The sequence below is a fragment of the Labrys okinawensis genome, assembly GCF_002982075.1.
In the GTDB taxonomy this organism is placed as follows: Bacteria; Pseudomonadota; Alphaproteobacteria; order Rhizobiales; family Labraceae; genus Labrys; species Labrys okinawensis_A.
Window position 1 is genome coordinate 213,128 of the sequence record NZ_PUEJ01000010.1, and the last position, 14,085, is coordinate 227,212.

The 14,085-nt window shown below is 64.7% G+C and carries 14 protein-coding genes; 11 read left to right on the plus strand and 3 right to left on the minus strand.

The features are described from left to right. The first annotated feature begins 41 nt into the window (after positions 1–41). Genes C5L14_RS24315 through C5L14_RS24325 form a run of 3 tightly spaced genes read left to right on the plus strand, consistent with a single transcriptional unit; the run spans position 42 to position 2,835 of the window. Positions 42–1,103: an ABC transporter ATP-binding protein gene (locus tag C5L14_RS24315; RefSeq protein WP_105864720.1), complete on the plus strand. Its 1,062-nt coding sequence runs from the start codon at positions 42–44 to the stop codon at positions 1,101–1,103. After that, positions 1,100–1,981: an ABC transporter permease gene (locus C5L14_RS24320; protein WP_105864647.1), complete on the plus strand. Its 882-nt coding sequence runs from the start codon at positions 1,100–1,102 to the stop codon at positions 1,979–1,981. Before C5L14_RS24315 ends, C5L14_RS24320 begins: the two co-directional genes overlap by 4 nt. 5 nt (positions 1,982–1,986) lie before the next feature. Beyond that, positions 1,987–2,835, plus strand: coding sequence for an ABC transporter permease (locus tag C5L14_RS24325; protein WP_105864648.1), 849 nt, complete (start codon positions 1,987–1,989; stop codon positions 2,833–2,835). A gap of 11 nt (positions 2,836–2,846) precedes the next feature. On the opposite strand, the gene C5L14_RS24330 is transcribed toward C5L14_RS24325, so the two are convergent. Beyond that, the gene (locus tag C5L14_RS24330) at positions 2,847–3,314 is read right to left on the minus strand and encodes a GNAT family N-acetyltransferase (protein WP_105864649.1); all 468 of its coding nucleotides are present in this window, start codon (positions 3,312–3,314) and stop codon (positions 2,847–2,849) included. After that, positions 3,314–4,075: a triose-phosphate isomerase gene (gene tpiA, locus C5L14_RS24335; RefSeq protein WP_105864650.1), complete on the minus strand. Its 762-nt coding sequence runs from the start codon at positions 4,073–4,075 to the stop codon at positions 3,314–3,316. The genes C5L14_RS24330 and tpiA overlap by 1 nt, the downstream gene beginning before the upstream one ends. Positions 4,076–4,438: 363 nt before the next feature. On the opposite strand from tpiA, the gene C5L14_RS24340 reads away from it, so the two are divergent. The 3 genes from C5L14_RS24340 to C5L14_RS24350 are packed head-to-tail and all read left to right on the plus strand — an operon-like array spanning position 4,439 to position 8,386. Further along, complete coding sequence (locus C5L14_RS24340) at positions 4,439–6,334, plus strand: peptidylprolyl isomerase (RefSeq protein WP_105864651.1); 1,896 nt, start codon at positions 4,439–4,441, stop codon at positions 6,332–6,334. Positions 6,335–6,343: 9 nt separating this feature from the next. Next, complete coding sequence (gene trpE, locus C5L14_RS24345) at positions 6,344–7,855, plus strand: anthranilate synthase component I (RefSeq protein WP_105864652.1); 1,512 nt, start codon at positions 6,344–6,346, stop codon at positions 7,853–7,855. An 18-nt stretch (positions 7,856–7,873) separates the two neighbouring features. Beyond that, positions 7,874–8,386 carry a hypothetical protein gene (locus C5L14_RS24350; protein ID WP_105864653.1) on the plus strand — a complete coding sequence of 171 codons (513 nt, stop codon included), beginning with the start codon at positions 7,874–7,876 and terminating at the stop codon, positions 8,384–8,386. A 13-nt stretch (positions 8,387–8,399) separates the two neighbouring features. Here the strand turns inward: C5L14_RS24350 and C5L14_RS24355 are convergent, their stop codons facing one another. Next, positions 8,400–9,557 carry a calcium:proton antiporter gene (locus C5L14_RS24355; RefSeq protein WP_105864654.1) on the minus strand — a complete coding sequence of 386 codons (1,158 nt, stop codon included), beginning with the start codon at positions 9,555–9,557 and terminating at the stop codon, positions 8,400–8,402. A gap of 282 nt (positions 9,558–9,839) precedes the next feature. On the opposite strand from C5L14_RS24355, the gene C5L14_RS24360 reads away from it, so the two are divergent. From C5L14_RS24360 to C5L14_RS24380, 5 genes are read left to right on the plus strand one after another with little or no spacing between them, the layout of a single operon-like run. Next, positions 9,840–10,466 carry an anthranilate synthase component II gene (locus C5L14_RS24360; RefSeq protein ID WP_105864655.1) on the plus strand — a complete coding sequence of 209 codons (627 nt, stop codon included), beginning with the start codon at positions 9,840–9,842 and terminating at the stop codon, positions 10,464–10,466. Next, positions 10,466–11,476: an anthranilate phosphoribosyltransferase gene (gene trpD, locus C5L14_RS24365; protein ID WP_105864656.1), complete on the plus strand. Its 1,011-nt coding sequence runs from the start codon at positions 10,466–10,468 to the stop codon at positions 11,474–11,476. The genes C5L14_RS24360 and trpD overlap by 1 nt, the downstream gene beginning before the upstream one ends. A 5-nt stretch (positions 11,477–11,481) precedes the next feature. Further along, a complete protein-coding gene (trpC, locus tag C5L14_RS24370; RefSeq protein WP_105864657.1) occupies positions 11,482–12,285 on the plus strand; it encodes an indole-3-glycerol phosphate synthase TrpC in 804 nt (267 codons plus the stop codon). Next, positions 12,282–12,773, plus strand: coding sequence for a cyclic pyranopterin monophosphate synthase MoaC (moaC, locus tag C5L14_RS24375; protein WP_105864658.1), 492 nt, complete (start codon positions 12,282–12,284; stop codon positions 12,771–12,773). Before trpC ends, moaC begins: the two co-directional genes overlap by 4 nt. Further along, positions 12,770–13,990 (plus strand): molybdopterin molybdotransferase MoeA, encoded by a 1,221-nt coding sequence (locus C5L14_RS24380; RefSeq protein ID WP_105864659.1) that lies wholly within the window; start codon positions 12,770–12,772, stop codon positions 13,988–13,990. Before moaC ends, C5L14_RS24380 begins: the two co-directional genes overlap by 4 nt. Positions 13,991–14,085: the final 95 nt, after the last annotated feature.

Sequence of the window (14,085 nt, forward strand, 5' to 3'; positions counted from 1 at the left end):
CCTCCCCCGCTTTCACCATTGTGGGCATGGCGGCAGGTTCGATGTCAGCACTGAGTAATTTTAGCCATTTGAAGCTCGACCGGGTCGGGCGCGATTTCGGCGCCATGAACGCCCTGAAGGACCTGTCCTTCACGGTTCAGCGCGGCGAATTCATCGCCCTGCTCGGCCCCTCCGGTTGCGGCAAGTCGACCGCCCTCAACTGCATTGCCGGCCTGTTGCCAACCACGCGCGGCTCGATCTGGCTCGACGACCGGCGTATCGATACGCTCGGCCCCGAAGACCGCGGCTTCGGCATGGTATTCCAGAACTACGCCCTGTTTCCGCATATGAGCGTCAGGGACAATGTCGGTTTCGGCCTGCGCATGCGCAGCGTGCCGCGCGAACAGGCCTCCGCGCGCATCGGTGAGGCGCTGGCGACGGTCAGGCTCACCGACCAAGCCGCCAAGCTGCCCGGCCAGTTGTCGGGCGGACAGCAGCAGAGGGTCGCCATTGCCCGCGCCATCGCGGTCGAGCCGCCCCTGGTCCTGATGGACGAGCCGCTTTCCAATCTCGACGCCAAGCTCCGCCTGGAGATGCGCCAGGAAATCCGTCGCATCCATGCCGGCCTCGGCTCGATCACCCTCTATGTCACCCACGACCAGGACGAAGCGCTTTCGCTGGCCGACCGCATCATCGTGCTGCGCGACGGCGAGATCCGCCAGATCGGCACGCCCGAGGAACTCTATCAACGGCCGGCGACGCTGGACGTCGCCGAATTCATGGGGTTCCGCAACCGCCTGCCGGGCACGGTCATTGCCTCGTCGAACGACGGCGTAACGCTGGAGATCGCCGGCGAACGGCTCGAGGGGGTCGCCCGCCAGGTGCTGGCCAGCCCGAGCGCGGTCGCGGCGATCCGTCCGGACGATCTGATTGCCGGGGAACAGGGCATCCCCGCCGTTGTCGAGATCTGCGAATATCGCGGCCACGCCTTCTTCGGAGCGGCCAGGGGACCGACGGGCAACGAACTCTTCTTCAGGGCGCGGCAGCGCATGCGGCCGGGCGAAAAGGTGCATCTGAAGGCCGATCCGGCCCGAGTCCTCGTCTTCAACGAGGTAGCGCGATGAGCGCCCCCTCCGCCCCCGGCCTGAAGACACGCCTCGCCGCGCGCGGCATCGACGGCGTGACGCTGCTCGCCCTGCCGGCCGTGCTGTTCCTGCTGGCCCTGTTCATCTACCCCTTCTTCTATGGGCTGTGGCTGTCGTTCCAGCCCAAGGACGGCTCGACCTTCGGCAATTATGTCGCCTTCTTCAGCGACCCCGCCCTCTACGGCACCATCGCCACCACCCTGTGGATCGCGGTGCCGGCCACTTTGTTCAACCTGCTCGCCGCCATACCGGTGGCCTTCAGGGTGCGTCTGCTCGACAACCAGCGGCTGCTCACCACTATCCTGGTGCTGCCGATCACGCTTGGGACCGTGCTGGTGGCCGAGGGCCTGCTCAACTATCTCGGGCCGCAGGGCTGGTTCAACCGGGCGCTGATCCTCATGGGTATCGGCCCGGTCAAGCTGGTTCACAATTATTGGGGCGTGTTCCTGTCGCTGGTGATCACCGGCTTTCCCTTCACCTTCCTGTTGACGCTCTCCTATGTCACCGGCATCGATCCGGCTCTGGAGAATGCCGCGGCAACCCTGGGCGCCAGGCCAGCCGCCCGCTTTCGCCACATCTTCCTGCCGCTGTTGCTGCCCGGCCTTGCCGTGACCTTCTGCCTGAGCTTCGTGCAGGCTTTCTCTGTCTATCCATCGGCCGTGATGCTCGGCGCCCCGGCAGGCCCCACCCGGGTCATCACCATTCCGGCCTACCAGGCAGCCACCGAGCTCTATGATTATTCGATGGCCTCGGCGATCGCCATGATCATGGGCGCGATCCTGCTGGTCGTCATCGCCATCGTGCTCGGCCTGCGCTCCCTGGTCTATCGCGGGCCGGCCGGCGGCGGGAAAGGTTAGGAATCATGGTCAGCCGGATTTCTCGCCCGCTTTCAGAACGCCTGTGGTCCACGGCGGTGTGGGCCCTGACCATCTTCTTCGTCCTCAACCTCCTCGCCGTCATCGCCGCGGTGGTCGTCAGTTCCTTCTCGACACGCTGGCTCGGCACCTGGCTGCCGCAGGGCTGGACTGGCCGCTGGTACAATTCGGCCTGGGAGGAGTTCCAGCTCGGGGGTGTGCTCCTCGTCACCTTCCAGGTCGTCTTCGGCGTGGTGCTCCTGTCGGCCGTGATCGGCATTCCCGCCGCCTATGCCCTGGCGCGCCGGGACTTTCCCGGCAAGAAACTGGTGACATTGCTGTTCCTGCTGCCCTTGCTGGTGCCGCCCGTCACCTATGGCATTCCGCTGACGACGGTTCTCTACAAGGCCGGGCTGGGCAGTACGCTCGCCGGCGTGATCATCGCCAACCTCGTGCCTGCCCTGCCCTTCGTCATCCTGGTGATGATTCCCTTCGTCGAACAGATCGATCCACGCCTGGAGGCAGCGGCTCGGGTTTTCGGCGCCCGCACCGGTTCGGTATTCCGGCATGTGCTGATTCCGCTGCTGCTGCCCGGGGCGCTCGCTGCCCTCCTCCTGGTGCTGGTGCGCACCATCGCGATGTTCGAGCTGACCTTCCTGATCGCCGGCTCCGACAGCCAGACGCTGGTCGTCTCGCTCTATGCCGCGGTCACGGCGTCCGGCGTCAGGGCGCCCCAATCGGTGGACGCCATGGCCGTCATCTACATGCTGAGCACGCTGGTCTGGCTGGTCATCGCCCTCCGCTTCATCAATCCGACGCAGATGGTGACGCGGGTGAAGAAGGCCCCTGCCCACTGATCCGCCGGAGCCTACAGCTTCTTGACCAGTCTCAAGGTTTCGGTGGCAAAGCCGTTCCTTTCATAGAAAAGCCGGCCGCGATGATTGCTGGCAAAGACATCGAGGGATAGGGCAGCATAGCCCTGCTCCCGCGCCCAGTCCTCGGCGGAGGCGAGCAACCGCTTCGCCACGCCTGTGCCTTCGGCCTCCTCGGTGACGGCCAGAAGCGCCACATAGCCGATCGTCCGGCCGGTTATGCCGTCGGCCCCCGGAAGGGCATGCAGGAAACCATGCCCGATACCGACGCTATCCTCGGCGATCAGGCTGAGGCTGCCTGCCGCCGGATTCCTGAGATTGACGGCGGAAAAGGCGTCCTGAAACGCCTGGATTTCGGCCGGTTCATGCAAGCCGGTCTCGATGACCGCCGCAAGGCGGCGGCCGAGACCGAGCATGAAGCTCAGATCCTTCTCGCCCTCCGCCTTGCGGATGCAGATATCCATCAACGATAGGCGGAGGCGATGCCGAGAAAATCCTCGGCCTTGAGCGAGGCGCCGCCCACCAGGGCCCCATCGACATTGTCGACGCCCATCAGTTCGGCCGCATTGCCGGGCTTGACCGAGCCGCCATAGAGAATGCGCACACCATTACCTTCTTCGCCGAGCGCTTCCGCCAGACGGGCACGGATGAAATCATGCACCTGCTTCACGTCCGCCGCCGTGGGCGTCAGCCCGGTGCCGATCGCCCAGACGGGCTCGTAGGCGATCACGGTGTTGGCAGCATTGGCTTCGGCCGGCAGGGAACCCGCGAGCTGGCTGCCCACCACGTCGAGGGTCTTGCCCGATTCGCGTTCCGCGCGGGTCTCTCCGATGCAGACGATGGCGACGAGGCCGGCGCGCAATGCCGCCTCGGCCTTGGCCTTGACCGTCGCGTCGTTCTCGCCGTGATCGGTGCGACGCTCGGAATGGCCGACGATGACATAGGTCGCGCCGGCATCCTTCAGCATCTCTGCGGAGATGTCGCCGGTATGCGCGCCCGAGGGCTTGGCATGGCAATCCTGCGCCCCGATCTTGATGTGCTGGCCCGCGGCCTGCGCCGCAAAGCGGGAGACCAGCGTGAAGGGCGGGCAGACGAGAACCTCCGCACTGCCGGCTTCCCCGGCCGCGACACCCGTCGCAATGGCATCGAGCTCGGTAACCCCCTTGGTGAGGCCGTTCATCTTCCAATTGCCAGCGACGAGCGGGCGCGGCCGGTTTGCTGTCATCTTGCTGATCCTCTTTCTGTCAAACAGGATTGCCGAGGCTGCTCGGCGGGGCGGGCTCGGAAATCCTGTCGCCTGTCGAGACCTGCGCCGGGAGGCTCTGCCTGGGCCGCCCCGATACGCGGACTTTGCCTGGCGTGCTTAGCAACCTCGTCCCCATGGAGCAAGGCGTGGGTGGCGCAAGAAACCCACAGCCGTGCCATTGCGACGCCACGTGCTCGTCCCTATGATGCGCCGCTTTTCATGTGCCGCCCCTCATGGGATCGTTCATGCGGCCCCGAAGAAGCGTAGAAACGATGCGGGATTTCCCGGGCCTTCCGACAGGGGCCTGGAGAATCCTTTTGCCTTGATGGAACCAAGACACCGATGCTGAGCTCATTCCGTGAAGTTATGACCAAGGGGCCTGCCAAGATCCTCACGGCGGGGGTCATGTTGCTCCTGAGCGGCAGCTTCGCCTTATGGGGTGTCGAGGGCTGGCTGCAGGGGCGCAGCAATTCCGATGTCGCCACGGTGGGTGGTTCCACAATTTCCGCCAATACCTTTAGCGAGGCCTATCGCGCGCGCACCCTGCAGATCACCCGCGCCACCGGCAAGGCGGTTACCCCCGACATCGCCCGGGCCTTCGGCCTCGACAAGCAGGTTCTCAATGGCCTGATCTCGGAAAAGGCCATGGAGGTGCAGGCCGCCAAGCTTGGGCTCGGCCTCGACCAGCAAACCACGGTCCAAACGGTGATGAACGATCCGGACTTCCAGGTCACCGCACCCGGCAAGCCGCCCGTTTTCGATGCCAATGCTTTCCGCCAAATGCTCGAAAACAATGGCATGAACGAAGAGATGTTCTTCACCCGCCAGCGTGAGGTCTATATCCGGGGCCAGATCGACCAGGGCCTGACGGCCGGCGGCCCGGTCCCCCAGGCTCTGCTGCAGGCTGCCGCCCGTTACGAGCAGGAAAAGCGCAATACGTCCTATTTCGTGTTGCCGCAGAGCAGCGTAGGTGACATTGCTCCGCCCGACACTGCCGCATTGCAGACCTATTACGACGAGAACAAGGGCGCCTTCCGCACCAAGGAACTGCGCAGCCTGAGCTACATACTGGTGACGCCGGCCGAGCTGAGCGGCCGTGCCACCGTGACCGATGCCGATGTCCAGGCAGCCTTCGACAAGAACAAGGCGGGTTCGGCAGCGCTGGAACAGCGCACGGTCGAGCAGATCGCCTTCCCCTCGCCGGATGAGGCCAAGGCCGCCGCCGCCCGCATCGCTTCGGGCCAGATCACCTTCGAGGGCCTGGTCGCCGAGCGCAAGCTCAAGCCCGAAGACATCGATCTGGGCACCGTGTCCAAGCGCCAGCTCAGCGACCAGAAGATCGCCGACGCCGCCTTCGCCCTGAAGGAAGGCGCGACATCGGACGCCGTGCAGGGCAATCTGGCCAACGTCATCGTCAAGGTCACCAAGATCGTCGACGCCAAGACAGTCCTGCGCGGCGAACTGGAGCGCCAACGGGCATCGGAGGCCGCCAAGAATCTGCGTGACGCCATCGAAGACGAGCGCATGGGCGGCGCCCCGCTCAAGGACATCGCCGCCAAGCTCAAGCTCAAGGCCGTCACGCTGCCGCCGGTCGACGCCCAGGGCCGTGACGCCGAGGGCAAGCCCGTTGCCGTGCCGCTCGCCACCCAGGTTCTTCCCGCGCTCTTCACCGCCGAGCCCGGCTCCGATCCCGAAGCCGTCGACGGCCGCGACGAAGGCCTGATGTGGTTTTCGCTCGACACCGTCGTTCCAGCCCGCGACCGCACGCTCGACGAGGCCAAGAACGAGGTGATCGCCGCCTGGACCGCCGATCAGAAAATCGCCAAGCTCAAGGAGAAGGCGGACCAGCTCGTAACGCAGCTGCAAGGCGGCAAGTCGCTCGACGAGGTTGCCAAGGGACTGAATCTGCAGGTCACGCCGGCGTGGGACCTGACACGCAACGGCCAAGGCCAGCCGGTGCCCCCGGCTGTCGTCACCGCCGTGTTCGCCACCCCGCTCAAGGGCTTCGGCACGGCGCTGGCCGCCAACGGCACCGATCGAATCATCTTCCACGTCGAGGACAACGTGATCCCCGAACTCGATGCCAAGGCTCCGCAGACCGAGGCGCTGTCGAAGCAACTCGCGACCGGCATCAGCCAGGATCTGATGACGGAATATGTCAAGAAGGTCGAAGACCAGCTCGGCGTGGCCATCAACCAGACCAATGTCGACCGTGTCGTCGGCACCGGCAGCCTCTGAGTCGCCAGCATGCTTCTCGAACCTTCCTTCGAAGCCTTCTCGGCCGCCTACGCGGCCGGCAAGGCGCAGATCCTGACGCTGACGCTGGTGGGCGATCTGGAGACGCCCGTCTCCGCCTTCATGAAGCTGGCGGGCGACAGGCCCAACGCCTTCCTGCTGGAATCGGTGGAAGGCGGCGCCACGCGCGGGCGCTATTCCATGATCGGTTTGGAGCCGGACCTGATCTGGCGCTGCCAGAACGGCGAGGCCTCGATCAACCGCCATTTGCCTGGCGAAGGCTTCGAGGCGCTGGACGGGCATCCACTCGACACGCTGCGCGCCCTGATCGCGGAAAGCCGGATCGAGCTGCCCGAGGGTGCACCGCCCATGGCGGCCGGCCTGTTCGGTTATCTCGGCTACGACATGGTGCGGCTGGTGGAGGAACTGCCCGCCGCCAAGCCGGATCCCATCGGCATTCCCGACGCGATCTTGATGCGCCCGACGGTGATGGTGGTGTTCGACGCCGTGCGCGACGCCATCACCGCCGTGACGCCGGTGCGCCCGCAGGCGGACGTCACCGCCAGGCAGGCTTATCTGCGCGCTGAACAGCGGCTGATGACCATCGTCGACGGCCTGGACCGCCCGACGCCCAAGCTTGCCGAGACCCTCGATCTCGACGCCCTGCACGCCCAGCAGGTCTCCAACACCGCCGAGGCCGACTATCTGGCCATGGTTGCCCGTGCCAAGGAGTACATCAAGGCCGGCGATATTTTCCAGGTCGTGCTGTCGCAGCGCTTCAGCGCGCCGTTCCAGCTGCCGCCCTTCTCGCTCTATCGCGCCTTGCGCCGCATCAACCCGGCTCCGTTCCTGGTCTACCTGCAGCTCGACGGCTTTTCCGTGGTCTGCTCCAGCCCGGAAATCCTGGTCCGGCTGCGCGACGGCAAGGTCACGGTCCGGCCCATCGCCGGCACGCGCCCGCGCGGCAAGACCAAGGCCGAGGACGACGCGCTGGCCGAATCGCTGCTCAACGATCCCAAGGAACTGGCCGAGCACCTCATGCTGCTCGATCTCGGGCGCAATGATGTCGGCCATGTCTCGGCAGTCGGCAGCGTGAGCGTGACCGACCGCTTCTTCATCGAGCGCTACAGCCATGTGATGCACATCGTCTCGAATGTCGAGGGCAGCATCGGCCCGGGCCACGATGCGCTCGACGCGCTGGCTGCGGGCTTTCCGGCAGGCACGGTCTCGGGCGCGCCCAAGGTCCGCGCCATGCAGATCATCGACGAACTCGAGAAGGACAAGCGCGGCCTCTACGCTGGCGCCATCGGCTATTTCGGCGCAGACGGCCAGATGGACACCTGCATCGTGCTGCGCACGGCGCTGGTGAAGGACGGTACCATGCATGTCCAGTCCGGCGCCGGTATCGTCTATGACAGCGTACCCGCCAGCGAACATGCCGAATGCGTCAACAAGGCCAAGGCCCTGTTCCGGGCCGCCGAAGAAGCCGTGCGTTTCGCCGGCCAGCCCGGCCGGGGCCAGTAAGGCTGGCGGGCCGCATTCATGGCTAGATGGCCCGGCGCCCGTCGATCGGCCCTGCTCACCTTTGCGGCCGCCTATGTCGTGCTCTTCGCCGACTTCTATCTCTATTTCTATCCGGGCGGCCTTCAAGCCATCGCCCTGATGCTGGCGATCGCGCTGCCGGCCATGGGCGCGGCCTATGGCATCTTCTTCTTCCATTGGCTGTACGAGAGCGAGCGCTCTGTCCCCTATGCCGATTACGGCTTCGGTATCTGGCTGATCTCGTCTCTCGCCTCGCTGATCTACATGGCCGTCTTCGCCGGCCTGGGGGCGCTCCTGCCCTATGGCCTGGAGAGGCTGGAATTGTTCGGGAACACCGTGCAGATGGTCGCCTCGCGCATGACCTTGGCGTCGGACTATTTCGAGCCCGTCGTGGGGCGCAATCTCGCGCTCTTCGTGCTGCTCGAAGTGTTTGCCTGCGCCTATGGCAAGAAGGAAGGTATGCGGCTTCGCGCGTCCCGCCCGGACGCGGGTCCGGAGCGGTCCGGCCCTTGATCCGAAGCGGGCCTCAAGGCGCGACGATCAGGAGGACATAGGCAACAAAAATCACCAGATGCGCGAGGCCCGTCAGAAGCGTGGTACGTCCCGTCCCGAAACTCACCACACCCATGGCGAGGGCAAGAAGGAGCAAGATCGTATCGCCCGCATTGAGGCCGAGGGTCAACGGGCGGCCTGTGATGAGGCTCGCTGCCGCGACCGCGGGAATAGTCAGCCCTATGGTTGCGCAAGCCGAGCCGAGGGCGATGTTCAGCCCCCTTTGAAGTTCGTTCTTGAGAGATGCCTTTATGGCAGAGATCGCCTCCGGCAACAGGGTGACGAGCGCAATCCCCGCGCCGACGATCGCGTCGGACTGCGTGACTCCGAGATAAGTGAGCCCATCCTCCACACCGGCCGCTACCTGTTCCGTCAACAGAACGATGCCTCCCAATCCCAAGAACAGCAGGACAAGATGCGTGGGCAGGGAGTTGACGGTGGCAGGATGTTCGCCCTGCACTTCCTCCAATGCGCGAACCTCTGAAAAATCCTCCTTCTGGCCATAGCTTTGCGCGAAAACAAAGCTGCCATAGAGCAGGATCGAAAGCACGCCGACGAAAACAAGCTGTATGGATGAAAACGTGCCTGGCGCGGTCGACAGGGTGTAGTTGGGCAGAACCATCGTCAGGACGGTGATCGCGACCAGAACGGAGAGAAAGGCGCTCGTTCCCTGCCTCCTGATATCCTGCCGGCTATGGCGCCAACCGCCCACCGTCAGGGCTATCCCGACGATGCCGCAACAAACGATCATTACGGTGGAAAAGACCGACTCGCGCGCCAGGGTTGGATTATTGCCGCCGTGAAGCATCATTGAAACGATGATCGATACTTCAATGGTCGTTACCGCAAAGGTTAAAACGAGCGTGCCATAAGGTTGACCGACAAGGAGTGCTATCGATTCGGCATGATGCAAGGCCGCAAATACGGTCACCAAGACAAGACCGATCGAAATGGAATTCAAAAGAATGACAATCGCAATATCGCCTTGCCCGATTGCCAGCACATTGGACTGAAGGGCCAGCGCGATCAAAAAACAGACGACAGGCAGAACCCGTGTCCATGAAGTTGTTTGGCGTAGGAATGTATCGAACACGAGCGGCACCGAAGTTGTGCCATGCAACAGAGCAGGCATGAACACATATCACATCGAAAGGATTTCGGAAGGTAAGCGCCTACGCGGAATCTTTCGGCGGAGCGCCGGCCCGCCGAGGCTGGTGCCCATGCGGCGAAGGCAGCACCGCCGAGATGGCCGACCTTGAACGTGAGGGAGCAAGGCCTGCTTGCGGCCGTCCGCAGCTTCCAACCCGCCGGCGCCCGATGGATCGCCACCCCCGGAAGCGCTTGACCCGCTGCCTCCACACGCCTAGTCGTGATGGCTTCAAAGGAGGCTAGAGCCGTGACGACAGACCGTTCCATGACCGTGACGCTGATCGACAATTATGACAGCTTCACCTGGAACCTCTGGCATTATCTCGGCCAGCTGGGTTGCACCGTCACGGTCCATCGCAACGACAAGGTCAGCGCCGATGAGGTGATCGCCGCGGCACCCGATGCGATCGTGCTCTCGCCCGGCCCCTGTACGCCGACGGAAGCCGGTATTTGCTGTGAATTGATCGAGAAAGCCAAGGACCGGATCCCGCTGTTCGGCGTCTGCCTAGGCCACCAGGCCATCGGCCAGGTCTTCGGCGGCGACATCGTACGCCTTGCCATTCCCATGCATGGCAAGATTTCTTCGATCGACCACCGCGGACGCGGCGTCTTTCGGGGGCTGAACGGTCCCTTCATGGGCACGCGCTATCACTCGCTCGTGGTCAAGCGCGATAACCTGCCGACCGATCTCGAAGTCACCGCCGAGACGGACGACGGCGTCATCATGGGTCTGCAGCACAAGAGTGCGCCGTTGCATGGCGTGCAGTTCCATCCGGAATCGATCATGTCGGACCACGGCCACCGTATCCTGCAGAACTTCCTGGAACTGGCAGAGGAATGGAACGCCAAGAACAGAGTGCAGGAAAACCGGAACGAAAGCGAGCATGCGTGATGGACGGTTTCAAGCCCTATATCGGCAAGGCCGCCGCCGGCTCGCTCACCCGCGAAGAAGCAGCCGAGGCCTTCGACCTTCTCCTGTCCGGCCAGGCCACCCCTTCGCAGATCGGCGGTTTCCTGATGGCTCTGCGGGTGCGCGGGGAAACGCCGGATGAAATGGCCGGCGCCGTCTCGGCCATGCGCGCCAAGATGCTGACGGTGGAGGCCCCCGAGGATGCCGTCGACATCGTCGGTACGGGCGGCGATGCCTCAGGCTCCTACAATGTCTCGACAGCCGCCTCCCTGATCGTGGCCGGCGCAGGCGTGAAGGTCGCCAAGCACGGCAATCGTGCCCTCTCCTCCAAGTCGGGCGCCGCCGACGTCCTGACCGCGCTCGGCGTCAACATCGAACTGAAACCCGAAGGCATCGCCCGCTGCATCACGCTGGCAGGCGTCGGCTTCATGTTCGCGCCGGCCCATCACGGCGCCATGAGGCATGTCGGCCCCACCCGCGTCGAGCTCGGCACGCGCACGATCTTCAACCTGCTCGGCCCCCTGTCCAATCCCGCCGGCGTCAAGCGGCAATTGCTCGGCGTCTATGCCCGCCAATGGCTGCAGCCCATGGTGGAGGTGCTCAAGACCCTGGGATCGACGCGCATCATCGCCGTGCATGGCAGCGACGGGCTCGACGAAATCACCACCACCGGCCCGACCGAGATCGTTTCCCTGGAGAACGGCGTGATCAGCCATGGCATCATCACGCCCGAGGAGGTCGGCCTGCGGGTAGCGACCCCGGATGATCTCAAAGGCGGTGACGCCGCCCACAACGCGCTCGCGCTGCGGGCCGTGCTCGAAGGCGAAAAGACGCCCTACCGCGACATTGCCCTCCTGAATGCCGGAGCCGCCCTGCTCGTCGCCGGGCGGGTGCCAAGCCTGGCGGACGGGGTGGCGCTCGCCCGCGAATCCGTCGATAAGGGCAAGGCCCTAGCAACGCTCAACCGTTTGGTTGAAATTTCCAACGCGTGAGTGCCATGGCCACCATTCTCGAAAAGATTGAAGCCTATAAGCGCCGCGAGATCGAAGCGGCGAAGGCGGCACGTCCCTTGCCGGACTTGATCAGGCTGGCGGAACGGGCCAGCCCAGTACGCGGTTTTCAGAAGGCTCTCCAGGCCAAGCTCGACGCCGGCCATACCGCCTTGATCGCCGAGATCAAGAAGGCGAGCCCCTCCAAGGGCCTGATCCGTGCCGATTTCGACCCGCCGGCGCTTGCCCGCGCCTATGAGGCCGGCGGAGCGGCCTGTCTTTCCGTGCTGACCGACGAGCCCTCCTTCCAGGGACACCCCGACTTCCTCGCCGCGGCGCGTGCGGCGGTGTCGCTGCCCGCCTTGCGCAAGGACTTCCTCTATGATCCCTACCAGGTGGTGGAAGCCAGGGCCTGGGGTGCCGACTGCATCCTGGTGATCATGGCCAGCGTCACCGATGCCGAAGCTCGGTCCCTGATCGCCGCCGCCAGGGACTGGTCCCTCGACGTCCTGTGCGAGATCCACAATCACGACGAACTCGAGCGGTCCCTCACGCTCGATGTCGGCATGATCGGCATCAACAACCGCGATCTCAACGACTTCGTCACCCGCCTGGAGACAACGGAAACGCTGGCGCCGCTGGTGCCCAGCGATCGCCTTTTGGTCGGAGAAAGCGGCATCTTCACGCCCGGCGACGTCCAGCGCCTGCAGAAGGCGGGCGTCAACACGTTCCTGGTCGGCGAGAGCCTGATGCGCCAGCCCGACGTCACCGCGGCCACCCGCACCCTGCTCGCCCTGGACGACGCGGCATGAATGCCGCCGCCCTCACGCACCTCGATGCCTCCGGCGAGGCCAACATGGTCGACGTCTCGCAAAAGGCCGTGACCAGCCGCACCGCGATCGCCGAAGGGCGTGTGCTGATGCGGGCTGAGACGCTCGAACTGGTACTGTCGGGCGATGCCAAGAAAGGTGATGTCCGCGCTACTGCCCGCATCGCCGGCATCATGGCCGCGAAGAAAACCCATGAACTCATCCCGCTCTGCCATCCGCTGCTTCTCAGCAAGGTCGCCGTGGAAATCGAGCCCGATACCGCGCTGCCCGGCCTGACCGTGCGCGCGACGGCCAAGGTCGCCGGCCAGACCGGCGTGGAGATGGAAGCGCTGACCGCCGTTTCCGTCGCCTGCCTGACCATTTACGACATGGTCAAGGCCGTCGATCGGGGCATGCGCATCGAGGCGATCAGGCTCATAGAGAAGTCCGGCGGCAAATCCGGCGATTGGCATGCGGAGGAAAGTGCATGAGCCTGCTTCCCGTCGCGGACGCGCTGGCCAAGGTGGTTGCCGGTGTCACCCCGCTCAGCGTCGAAACCGTAGCGCTCCACGCCACGCGCGGGCGCGTCCTTGCTGCCGCCATCACCGCTCTGAGAACGCAGCCCGGCTTCAACGCCTCGGCCATGGACGGCTATGCCGTGCGAGCGGATGACGCCAGGCAGGGGGCCAGCCTCGAATTGATCGGAGAGTCCGCCGCCGGGCATGGCTATGCCGGGCGCGTCGGCGAAAACCAGGCCGTTCGCATCTTCACGGGCGCTCCTGTTCCCGACGGCGCGGACACCGTGGTGATCCAGGAGCAGACCCGCCGCGACGGCAATCGCGTCATCCTGGAGGCCACGGCCAAGCCGGGCCAGCATATCCGGGCCCGCGGCCTGGATTTTGCCGAGGGCCGCGAGGCCTTGAGTCCCGGGACCGTCATCGGCCCCCGGGACATCGCCCTCGCCGCGGCCATGAACCATCCCGGCCTGCCGGTCCATCGCCGTCCGAAGGTCGCCATCCTTGCCACCGGCGATGAGCTGGTGCTGCCCGGACAGGCTATCGGCGAGAATCAGATCGTCGCCTCCAACAATTTCGCCATCCGCGCCCTCGTCGAGGCCGAAGGCGGTGAGGTGCTCGACCTCGGCATCGCCAGCGATGATTTTCCCGCCCTGGAAGCCGCCATCAAAAGGGCCCGTAGCGAAAAGGCCGACGTGCTCGTCACCATCGGTGGCGCATCCGTCGGCGATCACGACCTGATCCAAACCGCCCTGACCCGCGAAGGCATGCAGCTCGGCTTCTGGAAGATAGCCATGCGGCCGGGCAAGCCGTTGCTGCACGGGCGGCTCGGCCCCATGCACATCCTCGGACTGCCGGGCAATCCGGTCTCCTCGGTCGTTTGCGGTGTCCTTTTCCTGGTGCCCCTGCTGCGCACGCTGCTCGGCCGGTCCGATGCCGGTCCGCCGCGCCGCCGGGCCGTCTTCGCCAGCTCCTGGCCGGCCAACGATGTCCGCGAAGACTATATTCGTGCTCGCTTCATGCTTGACGATACGTCAGACATCCTCAAGGTAGAGCCGCTGGCATTGCAGGATTCGTCGCTGGTCAGCGTCATGCAGCATGCCGACTGCCTCGTGATCCGGCCGCCCTTTGCACCGGAAGCAAAAGCGGGCGAAAGCTGCGAGATCATCGATCTTCGCGCAGCGGGCTATTGACCACGTCTTAACCTGAACTTCATTGTTGCAGAACACAGTAGGAACATGTAGCACTGTTCTTGTTTTGTTTACACCTTCACCGTGATTCGCGGCCG

Excerpts from the sequence above, each read along its gene's own strand:
- tpiA (WP_105864650.1), bottom strand. The coding sequence starts at position 4,075 with ATGACAGCAAACCGGCCGCGCCCGCTCGTCGCTGGCAATTGGAAGATG.
- C5L14_RS24355 (WP_105864654.1), bottom strand. The coding sequence starts at position 9,557 with ATGCCTGCTCTGTTGCATGGCACAACTTCGGTGCCGCTCGTGTTCGAT.
- C5L14_RS24320 (WP_105864647.1), top strand. The coding sequence starts at position 1,100 with ATGAGCGCCCCCTCCGCCCCCGGCCTGAAGACACGCCTCGCCGCGCGC.
- C5L14_RS24340 (WP_105864651.1), top strand. The coding sequence starts at position 4,439 with ATGCTGAGCTCATTCCGTGAAGTTATGACCAAGGGGCCTGCCAAGATC.
- C5L14_RS24350 (WP_105864653.1), top strand. The coding sequence starts at position 7,874 with ATGGCTAGATGGCCCGGCGCCCGTCGATCGGCCCTGCTCACCTTTGCG.
- trpC (WP_105864657.1), top strand. The coding sequence starts at position 11,482 with ATGGCCACCATTCTCGAAAAGATTGAAGCCTATAAGCGCCGCGAGATC.
- C5L14_RS24330 (WP_105864649.1), bottom strand. The coding sequence starts at position 3,314 with ATGGATATCTGCATCCGCAAGGCGGAGGGCGAGAAGGATCTGAGCTTC.
- trpE (WP_105864652.1), top strand. The coding sequence starts at position 6,344 with ATGCTTCTCGAACCTTCCTTCGAAGCCTTCTCGGCCGCCTACGCGGCC.
- C5L14_RS24360 (WP_105864655.1), top strand. The coding sequence starts at position 9,840 with ATGACCGTGACGCTGATCGACAATTATGACAGCTTCACCTGGAACCTC.
- C5L14_RS24315 (WP_105864720.1), top strand. The coding sequence starts at position 42 with ATGTCAGCACTGAGTAATTTTAGCCATTTGAAGCTCGACCGGGTCGGG.
- C5L14_RS24325 (WP_105864648.1), top strand. The coding sequence starts at position 1,987 with ATGGTCAGCCGGATTTCTCGCCCGCTTTCAGAACGCCTGTGGTCCACG.
- moaC (WP_105864658.1), top strand. The coding sequence starts at position 12,282 with ATGAATGCCGCCGCCCTCACGCACCTCGATGCCTCCGGCGAGGCCAAC.
- C5L14_RS24380 (WP_105864659.1), top strand. The coding sequence starts at position 12,770 with ATGAGCCTGCTTCCCGTCGCGGACGCGCTGGCCAAGGTGGTTGCCGGT.
- trpD (WP_105864656.1), top strand. The coding sequence starts at position 10,466 with ATGGACGGTTTCAAGCCCTATATCGGCAAGGCCGCCGCCGGCTCGCTC.